The 13,040-nt window shown below is 55.9% G+C and carries 10 protein-coding genes, 1 tRNA gene and 1 other RNA gene; 5 read left to right on the forward strand and 7 right to left on the reverse strand.

Annotated features, from left to right (window positions below):
- Positions 1 to 101: 101 nt before the first annotated feature.
- The 6 genes from dppA to M8014_RS13350 all read right to left on the reverse strand — a co-directional run bounded on the left by dppA (position 102) and on the right by M8014_RS13350 (position 6,782).
- Positions 102 to 1,709 (reverse strand): dipeptide ABC transporter periplasmic-binding protein DppA, encoded by a 1,608-nt coding sequence (gene dppA / locus M8014_RS13325; protein ID WP_271282906.1) that lies wholly within the window; start codon positions 1,707 to 1,709, stop codon positions 102 to 104.
- Between the two features lie 647 nt (positions 1,710 to 2,356).
- Positions 2,357 to 2,488: non-coding RNA, RtT sRNA (locus tag M8014_RS13330), on the reverse strand.
- Between the two features lie 33 nt (positions 2,489 to 2,521).
- A tRNA-Pro gene (locus M8014_RS13335) sits at positions 2,522 to 2,598 on the reverse strand.
- A gap of 90 nt (positions 2,599 to 2,688) precedes the next feature.
- Positions 2,689 to 4,380: a kdo(2)-lipid A phosphoethanolamine 7''-transferase gene (gene eptB, locus M8014_RS13340; RefSeq protein ID WP_271282907.1), complete on the reverse strand. Its 1,692-nt coding sequence runs from the start codon at positions 4,378 to 4,380 to the stop codon at positions 2,689 to 2,691.
- A 260-nt stretch (positions 4,381 to 4,640) separates the two neighbouring features.
- Complete coding sequence (locus M8014_RS13345) at positions 4,641 to 5,843, reverse strand: L-lactate MFS transporter (protein ID WP_271282908.1); 1,203 nt, start codon at positions 5,841 to 5,843, stop codon at positions 4,641 to 4,643.
- A gap of 234 nt (positions 5,844 to 6,077) precedes the next feature.
- On the reverse strand, positions 6,078 to 6,782 hold the full coding sequence (locus M8014_RS13350) for an autotransporter domain-containing protein (RefSeq protein WP_271282909.1): 705 nt from the start codon (positions 6,780 to 6,782) through the stop codon (positions 6,078 to 6,080).
- Positions 6,783 to 6,959: 177 nt separating this feature from the next.
- Between M8014_RS13350 and tag the strand changes: the two genes are divergently transcribed.
- Together tag and M8014_RS13360 are read left to right on the forward strand one after the other, a co-directional pair.
- Positions 6,960 to 7,541: a DNA-3-methyladenine glycosylase I gene (tag, locus tag M8014_RS13355; protein ID WP_271282910.1), complete on the forward strand. Its 582-nt coding sequence runs from the start codon at positions 6,960 to 6,962 to the stop codon at positions 7,539 to 7,541.
- Positions 7,519 to 7,965 carry an N-acetyltransferase gene (locus tag M8014_RS13360; protein WP_271282911.1) on the forward strand — a complete coding sequence of 149 codons (447 nt, stop codon included), beginning with the start codon at positions 7,519 to 7,521 and terminating at the stop codon, positions 7,963 to 7,965. Before tag ends, M8014_RS13360 begins: the two co-directional genes overlap by 23 nt.
- On the opposite strand, the gene M8014_RS13365 is transcribed toward M8014_RS13360, so the two are convergent.
- Entirely contained in the window at positions 7,928 to 10,255 is a 2,328-nt protein-coding gene (locus tag M8014_RS13365) for a molybdopterin guanine dinucleotide-containing S/N-oxide reductase (protein ID WP_271282912.1), read from the reverse strand. The genes M8014_RS13360 and M8014_RS13365 overlap by 38 nt on opposite strands.
- Before the next feature lie 166 nt (positions 10,256 to 10,421).
- On the opposite strand from M8014_RS13365, the gene M8014_RS13370 reads away from it, so the two are divergent.
- From M8014_RS13370 to M8014_RS13380, 3 genes are all read left to right on the forward strand, one after another.
- Positions 10,422 to 11,084: an OmpA family lipoprotein gene (locus M8014_RS13370; protein WP_271267001.1), complete on the forward strand. Its 663-nt coding sequence runs from the start codon at positions 10,422 to 10,424 to the stop codon at positions 11,082 to 11,084.
- An 86-nt stretch (positions 11,085 to 11,170) separates the two neighbouring features.
- Entirely contained in the window at positions 11,171 to 12,187 is a 1,017-nt protein-coding gene (locus M8014_RS13375; RefSeq protein ID WP_271282913.1) for a LacI family DNA-binding transcriptional regulator, read from the forward strand.
- 103 nt (positions 12,188 to 12,290) lie between these two features.
- Complete coding sequence (locus tag M8014_RS13380; protein ID WP_271282914.1) at positions 12,291 to 13,040, forward strand: sugar phosphate isomerase/epimerase family protein; 750 nt, start codon at positions 12,291 to 12,293, stop codon at positions 13,038 to 13,040.

A 13,040-nucleotide genomic window follows, 5' to 3' on the forward strand; every position in this document is an offset into this window, starting at 1 on the left:
ACTCAAAGGGGATAAAGCACTGCTGCCGGGTGACGCTACGCTTACCCGGCCTACGGTTTGTAGGCCAATGCAAACGCAGCGCCGCCTGGCGTTACTTTTAATTATTCAATTGATACGTTTTCGAAGTGGTGTTTGCCCAGTGGATCAACCACGTAGCCTTTAACTTCTTTACGCACTGGCTCGTACACGGTGGAGTGAGCCACGATCAGCGCTGGCGCCTGGTCATGCATCACAACCTGAGCCTGTTTGTACAGTTCGATACGCTTGTTGTGGTCGTCGGTCGCACGTGCCGGCTGAATCAGATCTTCAAACGGCTTGTAGCACCAGCGAGAGTAGTTAGAACCTTGTTTTGCGGCATCACAGCTGAACAGGGTGGCGAAGAAGTTGTCCGGATCCCCATTGTCCCCGGTCCAGCCCATCATTACAGCCTGGTGTTCACCTGCTTTAGCACGCTTCAGGTACTCGCCCCACTCGTAAGTGACGATCTTGGCCTGAACGCCGATTTTAGCCCAGTCAGCCTGAACCATCTCAGCCATACGGCGAGCGTTCGGGTTGTACGGACGCTGTACTGGCATCGCCCACAGCTCAACGGTAAAGCCTTTATCCTGACCGGCTTCTTTCAGCAGTGCTTTCGCTTTCTCGACGTCGTAGGTGTAATCCTTCACGTCGTCGTTATAGCCCCACATTGTTGGTGGGATCAGGTTTTTCGCTGCAACGCCCGCGCCCTGATAAACCGCTTTGATGATCGCGTCTTTGTTCACCGCGTAGGTCAGCGCCTGACGCACTTTCACATCATCAAACGGTTTCTTCTCGGTGTTGAAAGAGAGGTAGCCGACGTTCAGGCCAGCCTGCTCGTGCAGGGTGATGTTTTTGTCCTGCTTCATACGCGCGATGTCTGCCGGGTTCGGGTACGGCATCACCTGGCACTCGTTCTTCTGCAGCTTGGCGTAACGCACAGATGCGTCAGGCGTGATGGAGAAGACCAGGCGGTCGATCTGTGGCTTGGTGCCCCAGTAACCTTCGAACGCTTTGTACAGAATACGGGAGTCTTTCTGGTACTGCTGCAGCTGGAATGGACCGGTACCGATTGGGTTCAGATCCACTTTCTCCGGCGTACCGGCTTTCAGCATGTTGTCCGCGTATTCTTTAGACAGAATAGAGGCGAAGTCCATGGCCAGGTCAGCCAGGAATGGCGCTTCCGGACGGCTCAGCACGAACTGAACGGTTTTATCGTCCACTTTTTTCACTTCGCTGATCAGATCAGGCAGGCCCATCCCTTCGAAGTACTCATAGCTGCCGCCAGAGACTTTGTGGTACGGGTTCTGGGCATTTTTCTGACGGTCGAAGGAGAACACCACGTCGTCGGCATTCAGCTCACGCGTAGGTTTGAAATCTTTGCTGTCCTGCCACTTCACGCCCTGACGCAGGTGGAAGGTATAGGTTTTACCGTCTTCGCTGACTTCCCACTTCTCCGCCAGACCCGGAATCACTTCCGTGGTACCGATTTTGAATTCAACCAGACGGTTATAGATAGGTACGGAGCTAGCGTCGTACGTTGTACCAGAGGTAAAGAGCTGTGGGTTAAAGCCTTCCGGCGAGCCTTCAGAACAGTAGACCAGGGTTTTTGCCTGTACGCCCGCAGCCACAGTCATTGCCACCAGGCTCAGACCAAGCTTCAGCATCCCTGACTTCTTCAAGGAAATACTCATTATTATTCGGCTCCATTGTGATGTTTGTTGTGTTACTCCGCCTGACCTTTAATTTGTTTTTTACCCGGTCCGGTCGGTGCTGCCCTAAGGCGTTATAAGGGATGGAGATTCCGTTCAGAAGAGCGACTGAGTTGCAGCGCAGATCCTCCCTGAAGTGCCCCTCTTGCCCTACAATCTGTCAACAGAATGTGAAAACGTCAATACAGGTGACGGGGATTTACGCCAGGTGTGAGAATTCGTAAACAAAGATTAAAAAAACTTGCGGGGGCTATTTTCAGCAGGGAAATTTATGCTACCCGCCATGATGCAGCACAACTCTCTACACAATCTGCTACAACCAGTGATTAACATTTATTCAACCGGCTTAAACTTTCTTGCAGAATGGCGATTATCTGCGCACTTAATGCCGTGAACGTTAAAACGCACAGGGGAAAATGCTGGGGTTATCTATAAGTAACGCCAGAAAAAATCAATCTATATATAAAAAAATACAATGGAATATGTCACAAAAACGTTAACAGGCAGGGGGAACGAGAGGTAGGGCGTATTTTGTAGCGTTATGTGAAAAATGAACCGTTGAAGCAGGGTGTTTCTGTGGACGACAAATGCAAAAAGGGCCAACCTTGCGGTTAGCCCTTTTTTAAATGTGGTCGGCGAGAGAGGATGACTCGCCACTTCGTGGCTCGCCCTGCGGGCCGTTGCTAAAGCAACGTTCCCTCGCTTCGCTCGGGTCGAACCTCCTTCCCCGGAGATTCTCATCCTCATGAACTTCAGATGCAAAAAACCCTGCTCTGTGAGCAGGGTTTCGAATGTGGTCGGCGAGAGAGGATTCGAACCTCCGACCCACTGGTCCCAAACCAGTTGCGCTACCAAGCTGCGCTACTCGCCGAATGCGGAGCGCATCTTACTGCTGGGGTATGCGCCCGTCAATCCCTTATTTTAAAAAAGCCATTCAATTGGCGATAAAGTCGCCAGGCCTTCAGTTCGCGGCCTTCACTGCACCGTCAGGAACCTTACACCAGTTGTTGTTCTCGTTAATCCCACCGTCGGGTGAGGTGTAACCGAGGCAACCCATGATGGTGTCGTACAGCTCCACATGGCGACGCGCCACCTTCATATCCGCCTGCTGCTTGAGCTGAGCGAACATTTTGGCTTTATCCGGGTTCTCCAGATACTTGTCCGACATCCACACCATCATTGGCACCCGGAACTGCTCCGGTGGCGCCATCTTGCGCGGCGTACCGTGCAGATGCTCTTTCTCGTTGATCGACTCACCGTGGTCGGCGGCATAGAAGACAATCGCCTTCTTATCACGCACCTGATCAATCACGCTGTCAATAAAGTGATCCACATAGGTCACCGAGTTGTCATAGGAGTTGATCATCTCCTCTTTACTACAGGCTTTGTCCACGCCCTTACACTCCGGCGTCCATTTCGCAAAGCTGCGCGGATAACGCTGGGTGTAGTTATAGTGCGAGCCCTTGGTATGCAGGATGATCATGTGCTTACCTTTCTGGTTGCCCTGAAGCGAGCGTTGCATCTCGTCAACGAGCAGCATGTCGTCAACGCTCTTACCGCGGTTACGCGGCTCAGCGCCGATTTGCTCACGGTAGGCAATGTTGTTGGCCATCGTGTTGCTGTAGAACCATATTTCGCTTTGCATCGCATAGAGGTCAGTGCTAAAGCCAAGCTGGCGCAGCACGGAGAAGATGTTTTGCTCTTTAAGCGTCCGCTGCGGATTGTCGCTTGCCCCGCCCTCACGCACGAACATGCAGCGTAAGGAGAGCTTGGTGGCGGTATCGCAGGAGTATCCGCGGAAGGCGACCAGATTTTTCTCCTGTGCCAGCTTCGGTGTGGTATCTCGCCCGTAGCCCAGCATGCCCATATGATCCCAGCGCGTCGTTTCACCAATAATAAACACCACGTAGGTATCATCGAGATCGGCAGGTGCCTGATAGGTGAATTTTTTCGCCGGGTTCATCAGCGATTTGTTATCCGATGATTCATCCACCTGCGCCCAGGCGTACAGCCCCAGCGCAGAGATCCAGTTGGAAGGCAGATAGGAGTTTGCCACCACGCCGCCGTAGCTCGGCAGATCCACACCGGAGCTGCGCTCAACCTTCTTCTGCTGAACATCCAGCAGCCGAATCGGGCCCCAGACCATCAATCCCGCCAGGGTAACCAGCATCACGCTTCGGATACGCAGCCCAGGCGTACGTAGCTGGCGCAATAGCGTATAGCGGCAGCGGTTGCTCCAGATAAATATCAGCGGCAGCGCACTGACCGAAACCAGCCAGATAATAAAGTGCAGACCGACCACTTCTTTAGAGAGATCGATATCCGTGGTCATCACCGACGCAATAATGCCGTAGCCAATGACCACGTTCATAAAGGTCATGTAATAGCTGGCACCCGCCGAGAACAGCACCACCAGCGTGGCAAGGACGCGCCACACGCGTCGTCCGAACAGCGACAGCAGGCGTAATAAAAAGAAGGTCACCAGCACGGTGGCAACCAGTTCGACAATCCCAGCAATCCCTTTCCAGGCAGTAAAATCTTGCGCATAACCGTCAAACCGACGGAAAAAAACCGCGACATTCATAAACAGTCCGATGTACAACGCCAGCATAAAACTCAGCTTTTGTTGCGTCATCGCTTTGATATATTTCATTAATGCGACCTGGAAAAAGGTAAATAGAGCCGTGTTACTCTTGTTTAAAAAGTAAACAGGGTAATTCTTCGCTAAGGAATTCGTTATGAGAAAAACATTGAGCGCGGTAAGTAGACCACAGCGGTGAGAAAAAGTGGCAACAGAGAATGTGATTGGTGCAAATATTTACAAAAAAACAAGTCCGATGACATACAAGAGGTGGGTTCTTTACTTTTGGCGGGCAGAAAAAAGGCCGGAATATCCGGCCCTTAGCGTACTAATTAAGCATGTGCTTCGCGGTATATTTCTGGCCGGGGCTGACGAATTGTCGTGGAAAGTGCCAGAGAGATAATCAGCAGAGCGAAGATAACGCAGAAAGTCACATAGAACCCACCGAACAATGACGCAATCAGCGAACCGCAAATACTGCCGATACCGAAGCCTAAATAAATCACGCCGTAGTTTTTCGCCAGATTATTCAGACCGAAGAACTCGCTCACCAGCGACGGGAAGACCGTGATGGTGCCGCCGAAGTTAAAGGCGACGCAGGCGATAGCGGCAAAGAAGGTCACTTCGTTCAGCGGGGCAAACAGCAGCGCGGCCATCCCCACCAGCGAGACGACCTGACCAATAGTGATCACCCGGATACGGGAGATTTTATCGGACAGGATACCCAGCACCAGGCGACCCGAAAGGTTGGCGATGGAGATGATGGTCACCGCGTTGGCGGCAGTCGCCGCATCCAGTTTAACCAGCCCCTGGGCGATATCTTTCGCCACGCCAATCACATACAGGCCACTCATGCAGGCGGTCAGGAACATCACGGCCAGCATCCAGTACTGCGGCTTACGCATGGACTCGGCCAGCGTAAAGTCGTTTTCAACTACGCCATTCACGGACTGCGCCTGCTGCTGTGGCGCATCTTTCATCAGGGTCGCACCGAACAGAATCATCACCATCACGATTGCGCCCCAGATCATAAAGGTCTTTTCGAGTCCAACCGCCGACAGTAAATAGCTGTCGATGAACTTAAAGCCCAGGCTGCCGAGGCCATATGAGCCAATCGCAAAGGCGGAGATCAGCCCTTTACGTTCCGGGAACCATTTCACGCAGTTCGACAGGGTCAGCAAATAACCCGCGCCGTCCGCCAGCCCGACCAGTACCCCGGCGCTCAGCCAGAGCATCATCAGGTTGTTGGAATGAGCGGTCAGGAAGAAGCCCACACCCAGCAGAACACCAGAGGCCATAGTGACGCGCTTCACGCCAAAGCGTTCCTGCAACTTACCGGCGATAGAGGAAGAGATTGCCAGCCCCAGGCTCAGCAGGCCAAAGGAGAAAGCCACCTGGCTGACAGGTTCATTGAGCTTATCGGAGAGTGCGCTGTTGAACAGGCTCCAGGTATAGACCGAGCCCAGAGCAAATTGCGTCACAATGGTGCCAAAAAGGGTCAGCCAGCGGGTGCGGTTATAAGATGATGTGTTCATGGCAGTTGTCCTGCAGGAAAAAGGGGAAATTCACTGCTGACAACAATAGCGAAAACCCCGCAATGCCTGGGGTAAAACGGCATGAAATGCAGAGAGGTCGGAATGAAATGCCCAAATTCAGGAATGAATGACCTGGACTGTCATCGATACCTGCACGAGTTAGTGGTTACTATCGATACAGGCCAGGCCATTCATGTGATAAAGATGTTAACAACGCCAACTTAATTGACACATTTAAAACTTAGCGCTGACGCCAAGGGTGTAAAGGTAATCTTCGCCGGTGGTCATATTTTCCGCCTGCGACATGGAAGCATACGCCGCCATATGCGGATTAAGCAGCATATCGGCCCCAACCGTCACATCCATCCAATTGCCGTACTGCGTTGACGACGGTATGCGCCCCAGTCCGGACTGCGTTTTCCACTGATTCTCACCAAACTGCTGGTTGTAGCTGATTTGCGCCCATGGACGCACATCGCCCACCCGCGTATCGACACGCCAGCCGAGCGTACTGATGCTCGCATGCCACAGCGGATCGACAAGCGATTGCGTCGTCACGCTATCGCCAAACTCGTTATACATATTGGGCGTCGAGCCGTCATAGTGCCAACCGGCAACCGGCCCGGTGGTAAAGTGCCGGGCAATGGGAATACTCCAGCCCACGCTCATCGCGCCGCTGGCGTCCAGCGGTGACGTATCTGGCATTTTCAGCGCCAGGCCGGGTATATTCTGCGAAGAACGGATCCGTTCCTCAAGAATATCCTCGTAACGCGGTCGGTGATCCGCATCCCATGTATAACGTTCGGTCGTATTACTTTCTGTATCTGAAACGATATATTCCTGTTGCCAGGCATATGCTGTGTGGCCCGATAGCAGGCAGGCAAATAAACTCACCAGACCGGTAACGGCATGGTGGCCACTGATTTTTTTTATCATCATCAAAGCGACTCCAGGGAGAGCCGAATTCGGCGATATTTGTCATTGTTTAATAAAGGCCGCGTGGCATCCTGAAGGTGGTTGCGTATCAGCCTGTATTAACTATTGTCTCTATAGATAACACGTCAAGCCGGGTCGATTGATATTTTTCGATTTCACGACCTGGAAAGGAGAAAACCGATGCAACGTTGTGGTTGGGTTAGCCAGGATCAGCTCTATATCGACTATCACGATAAAGAGTGGGGAGTCCCGGAAACTGACGGTAAGAATCTGTTTGAGATGATCTGTCTTGAAGGCCAGCAGGCCGGGTTATCCTGGATAACGGTGCTGAAAAAACGGGAAAACTATCGCCGGGCTTTTCATCAGTTTGATCCGGTCCGCGTCGCCGCGATGACGCCAGACGACGTCGACAGGCTGGTGCTGGACGCGGGGATTATTCGCCACCGTGGCAAAATCGAAGCCATTATCGGTAACGCGCGGGCCTATCTGGCGATGGAAGAAAATGGCGAGCGGTTCTGTGATTTCGTCTGGTCGTTCGTCGATAACACCCCACAGGTGACGCAGGCGTCGACGCTCGCCGGGATCGCCGCCTCAACGCCCGCTTCCGATGCCCTCTCAAAAGCGCTGAAAAAGCGCGGCTTTAAGTTCGTCGGCTCCACCATCTGCTACGCCTTTATGCAGGCCTGCGGGCTGGTCAACGATCACGTCACCACCTGCTTCTGTCACCCCGGAGGCCAGCATGATCCGCAAAGGGCTCAATGACGATCTCGAGCCGTTACTGGAACTGTGGCTGGAGAGCACCACTTTCGCCCATCCGTTTATCGATGCGCAGTACTGGCAGGAGAGCGAGGCGATCGTGCGGGATGTCTATCTGCCCTCGGCAGAGACCTGGGTGTGGGAAGAGGCAGGCCAGCTTCGCGGGTTTATCAGCGTGATGCAGTCCATGTTTGTTGGCGCATTGTTTGTCGACCCAGCGTTTGCGGGACGAGGTATCGGGCATGCGCTGATCAACCATGTCCAGCAGCGCTACCCGTCGTTAAGCCTTGAGGTGTATCAGAAGAACAGTCGGGCGGTGAATTTCTACCATGCACAGGGCTTTCGTATTGAAAACAGCGCCTGGCAGGAAGAGACCCACCACCCGACCTGGCTTATGAGCTGGCAGGCGGATCAAATGCCGTCAGAGTAAGCGTCGGGCCTTGATATTTTTCCAGCCACGCCAGCGCCGTATTTCCGGCGCAGCCATTCCCCAGCTTCGAGCTGGGGAGATCTTTGGTCAATACGTTGACCGCGCCGTTCTTACAAATCCCGCCGTTGTCCGCATCCAGATCCGGCCAGGCGCCCTGATGAATACAGATCACCCCCGGCTTGATCCCGTCGCTGACCACGGCCCCGGCCAGCACCTGCCCGCGCCCGTTCCAGACCCGGACCACATCACCATCGGCAATTCCGCGGGCGTTAGCATCATGCGGATGCAGGGTCACAGGCTCACGCCCGCCCACCGCATACTGTTCACGCAGGGAGGAGTAGTTCAGCTGGCTGTGCAGACGATGTGCCGGGTGGGCAGAGAGCAACTGCAGCTGATTCGGCAGCGCATTGCCATGCCATTCGTCCGGCGCAAGCCACATCGGGTGCGGCGGGCAGTCGGCATACTGGAAGCTGGCGATGCGCTCAGAGTGGATCACTATTTTGCCGCTCTCGGTTTTCAGGGGATGATTTAGCGGATCGCGGCGGAAATCGGCGAAGCGGACAAACTGCGCATTCTGCTCTGACTCCGGCATTTCGACGATGGCATTGTCCGCCCAGAACTGCGCGAACGGCGCCAGGGTTACGCCCTGCGCTGCGCCACGCTGCCCGGCAATCTGATAGAACGTCTCCAGCCAGTCGAGGTCGGTTTTGCCTTCCGTAAACCGCTCGCCGCCGCCCTGCTCCCAGCGTTCGCTCAGCTCAGCAAAAACGTCAAAATCATCCCGCGCCTCGTCGCGCGGTGGCACGACGCGCTTCATCGGCACCATATGCTGGTTGCTGTAATCACCGGTCATCGTCATATCGTTACGTTCAAACGAGGTGGTCGCAGGCAACACGATATCAGCATGTCTGGCTGCCGCGGTCCAGAAGCACTCCGAGATCACCACCAGCTCCGGTTTTTGCCAGGCGCGGATCAGGCGGTTGGTATCCTGATGATGGGTAAAGTTGGCTCCGCCCGCCCACCAGACAAAGCGGATATCCGGGAAGTGACGATCCATGCCGTTGTGCTGATAAAACCCGCCCGGGTTCTCCAGCGCTTCAACGATGCGGGCAACCGGGATTTTATCGACCGCGTCAACGCCGCCCTGTACCGATCCCTGCATCGACGCCAGCACCGCCGCCCGGCGCGTCGGGTTGCCGCCGTTAGCAAAGTGATAAGACAGCCCAAAACCGCCGCCCGGGGTGCCGATCTGGCCGAGCATCGCCGCCAGCGTGACCAGCATCCAGTGCTTCTGCTCGCCAAACTGCTGACGCTGCATGCCCCATCCGGACATCAGCATCGTGTTATTTTCGTGGAACAAGACTGCCAGTTCGCGAATTTTAGCCGCCTCAATGCCACAGATGTCGGCAGCCCACTCGGCCGTTTTGGCGATCCCGTCCGACTCACCGGTCAGGTAGTCAGCAAAGAGGGCGTACCCGCTGGTACAGCGCGCGAGGAAATCCTCGTCCTGCCAGCCATTTTCAACCAGCGTATGGGCAATGCCGAGCATCAGCGCGACGTCGGTGCCCATATGCGGGGCGATCCATTCGGCGCTGTCGCCGAAGAAATCCATGGTTTCAGAGCGCATCGGGTCGATGCAGATCAGACGCTTGCCGCTTTTGCGCAGCGCATCAAAATACCCAATGCCCTGCTCGTCGCTGGCGTTCCACGCAATCTTGAGCGTATTGAGCGGATTGGCGCTCCACAGTACCACCACGTCGCTGTGCTCCAGCACCAGCGGCCAGCTGGTCTGCTGCTGGTATACCTCATTGCCACCGACCACATACGGCATGATGGCCTGTGCCGCACCGGTGGAGTAATCCCCCAGATGGCCGGTGTAACCGCCCGCCAGGCTCATATAGCGCTGAAGCAGCGTCGCCGCCTTGTGCAACACGCCGTTTGAACGCCAGCCATAGGATCCGGCAAAAATCGACGCCGGGCCGTGGCTATCACGGATCCGGCGGTGCTGAGCATCAATCAGCGTCAGCGCCTGGTCCCAGCTAACGCGCACAAACTCATCCTGGCCGCGCACGCCCTGCGGCTTATCTGGCGAGGCGAGAAAGCCCTTACGCACCATCGGCCAGCGTACGCGCGTTTTGCTGTGAACCTGATCGCGCACCACGGTTTGCAGCGAGTTCGGATGCTGGGTGGGCAACGCCCCGCGGGAAGACAACACCGCGTCGCCATCCGTCTCAACCAGCATCGGCCCCCAGTGGGCTGCGGTCAGAATCGTTTTTGTTGAAGTGGTCACGGCGTGCGCTCCTGGTTATCCGTTGCAGGTTTCATAGCCTTCTTCGAGGCTGTTGATAATTTGATACATATTTCAGAGTTATCCCCAAAATTTTCTTCATAACTGCGGGTCATAATCAACTGCCACGCCCGTCGTGGCAAAGAATAAAAAAGCTTAAGGAAAGAAGATGAAAAAAAGCGTACTTATGATTGCCGCTGTTGTGAGCGGCGCACTGGTTGTTTCAGGCTGCACCACCAACCCTTACACCGGCGAACGTGAAGCGGGTAAATCCGGCATTGGCGCCGGCATCGGTTCTCTGGTGGGCGCAGGCGTTGGCGCCCTCTCCTCCTCAAAAAAAGATCGCGGCAAAGGCGCGCTGATTGGCGCCGCAGCCGGTGCAGCACTGGGCGGCGGGGCCGGATATTACATGGATGTGCAGGAAGCGAAGCTGCGCGAAAAAATGCAGGGTACCGGCGTAAGCGTCACCCGCAGCGGCGATAACATCATCCTGAACATGCCGAATAATGTCACCTTCGACAGCAACAGCTCCACCCTGAAACCGGCAGGTGCCAACACGCTGACCGGCGTGGCAATGGTGCTCAAAGAATACGGTAAAACAGCGGTGAACGTGCTGGGCTACACCGACAGCACCGGCAGCCAGGATCTGAACATGCGTCTGTCCCAGCAGCGCGCCGACGCGGTGGCCAGTTCGCTGATCACCCAGGGCGTAGCGGCGCCTCGCATCCGCGCCAGCGGAATGGGCCCGGCGAACCCGATCGCCAGCAACAGCACGGCAGAAGGCAAAGCGCAGAACCGCCGCGTCGAGATCACCCTCAGCCCAACCCAGTAAAATCCTCCCATCGCAGGCCCGGTAAGCGTAGCGCCACCGGGCGTTTTCGCGCTAAGGTGTGCGCACCTCAGGCAAGGAAACCCACGATGAGCAAATCAACACGGCCCACCATCAGCGATGTGGCGAAAGCCGCGAAAACCGGTAAAACCAGCATCTCCCGCTATCTCAACGGCGAGAAACACCTGCTGTCCGACGCGCTACTTGCCCGTATTGAACAGGCCATCGCCGAACTCGACTATCGCCCAAGCCTGATGGCCCGCGGGCTGAAACACGGCAAAACCCGCCTGATCGGCCTGATCATCGCCGATATCACCAATCCTTACTCGGTTAACGTGCTGAGCGGCATCGAAGCCGCGTGCCGGGAAAAGGGCTTTACCCCGCTGGTGTGTAACACCAACAACGAACTCGACCAGGAGCTGCACTATCTCGATCTGCTGCGCAGCTATCAGGTGGAAGGCATTGTAGTCAACGCCGTCGGCATGCGTGAAGAGGGGCTCAACCGCCTGCAGCAGTCGGCCCTGCCAATGGTGCTGATTGACCGTAAGATCCCGGATTTTGCCTGCGACGTGGTCGGGCTGGATAACACCCAGGCCGCCACCACCGCCACCGAACACCTGATTGAACAAGGTTTTGAAGCGATCCTGTTTATCAGCGAACCGCTGGGGATGGTTAATACCCGCCGCGAGCGCCTGAGCGCCTTTCGCTCCACCCTGGCGCGCTATGCTGGCGTGGTTGCCGAAAACGTCGAAATCCCCCTGCATGAAGCGGACCTGCTGGATAACGCTCTGCGCCAGTTCCATACCCGCCATCGCGGCATGCGCAAAGCGGTGATCTCTGCCAACGGCGCCTTAACCCTTCAGGTGGCCCGCTCGCTCAAACGTATCGGCCTGCACTGGGGCAGCGATATCGGCCTGCTGGGCTTTGATGAGCTGGAGTGGGCAGAGCTGGCTGGCGTGGGGATTACCACCCTCAAACAGCCCACCTGGCAGATTGGTTTTGCTGCCGTCGAACAGGTAGTGCGTCGGATCAACGGCACCGACGATGCCGTTCGCGAGCAGGTCTTTTCCGGCGAGCTGATCGTCCGGGGTTCTACCGCCCGATAAACGCCCCTTCGTGATGGCGATCATAAATCCAACATCCTGAACTTTTCTTTGGAACCGGTTCCATCTAGCGTAAAGCTTATCAGCTACGTAATGGAGCCTACTCATGGCCAGAAAAATTATTGTTGTCACCGCTGCGTATGGCGCAGACAACGTGCGTGAAGCCGGTGGCCAGCGCGCCATGCTGCCGGTCATTGCCGGCGCCGGCGCCGATGGCGTTGAAATCCGCCGGGAATTATTCACCGAGGGCGAACTGGACGCCTTACCGACCCTCGCCCAATCCATCGAGCTGCTCGGCCTGCTGGCCTGCTATTCCGCCCCTGATGCCCTGTTTACCCCGGACGGCAAGCTCAACCCCCTGCTGCCCCACTACCTTGCCGAAGCCAGTACCCTCAACGCCCTGTGGCTGAAAGTCTCCCTCGGCCACTTCAGCGATAAGCAGCAGCTCGATGCCTTGCGCGCGCTGCTCGACGAAACCGGCATGACCCTGGTGGTGGAAAATGACCAGACGCGCTACGGCCAGCTGGCCCCGATGCAACGCTTCAAGGCCGCCTGTCGGGTAATGAATCTGCCCGTCACCCTGACCTTTGATATGGGCAACTGGCTGTGGGTGGGGGAATCCCCGGAAGAGGCCGCGCGCCATCTGGCACCTGCCGTGAGCTATATCCACGTCAAAGCCGCCGTACCCCATCAGCAGCAGTATCGCGCTGTGCCGCCGGATAATGACGACACCCGCTGGCAGGCGCTGCTGGACACGCTCCCTGCCGATGCCCCTCGCGGTATTGAGTTTCCGCTGGAAGGGCCCGATCTGACGGCGGTCACCCGTCACTACGTTAATTTACTGCGCGAGGAGTAA

Source organism: Silvania hatchlandensis (assembly GCF_025564065.1).
Lineage (GTDB): Bacteria > Pseudomonadota > Gammaproteobacteria > Enterobacterales > Enterobacteriaceae > Enterobacter > Enterobacter hatchlandensis.

What these genes read in the sequence shown, in the direction of transcription:
- M8014_RS13345 (WP_271282908.1), bottom strand. Translation starts at nt 5,843, where the DNA reads ATGAACACATCATCTTATAACCGCACCCGCTGGCTGACCCTTTTTGGC.
- M8014_RS13360 (WP_271282911.1), top strand. Translation starts at nt 7,519, where the DNA reads ATGATCCGCAAAGGGCTCAATGACGATCTCGAGCCGTTACTGGAACTG.
- M8014_RS13375 (WP_271282913.1), top strand. Translation starts at nt 11,171, where the DNA reads ATGAGCAAATCAACACGGCCCACCATCAGCGATGTGGCGAAAGCCGCG.
- eptB (WP_271282907.1), bottom strand. Translation starts at nt 4,380, where the DNA reads ATGAAATATATCAAAGCGATGACGCAACAAAAGCTGAGTTTTATGCTG.
- dppA (WP_271282906.1), bottom strand. Translation starts at nt 1,709, where the DNA reads ATGAGTATTTCCTTGAAGAAGTCAGGGATGCTGAAGCTTGGTCTGAGC.
- M8014_RS13380 (WP_271282914.1), top strand. Translation starts at nt 12,291, where the DNA reads ATGGCCAGAAAAATTATTGTTGTCACCGCTGCGTATGGCGCAGACAAC.
- M8014_RS13350 (WP_271282909.1), bottom strand. Translation starts at nt 6,782, where the DNA reads ATGATGATAAAAAAAATCAGTGGCCACCATGCCGTTACCGGTCTGGTG.
- M8014_RS13370 (WP_271267001.1), top strand. Translation starts at nt 10,422, where the DNA reads ATGAAAAAAAGCGTACTTATGATTGCCGCTGTTGTGAGCGGCGCACTG.
- tag (WP_271282910.1), top strand. Translation starts at nt 6,960, where the DNA reads ATGCAACGTTGTGGTTGGGTTAGCCAGGATCAGCTCTATATCGACTAT.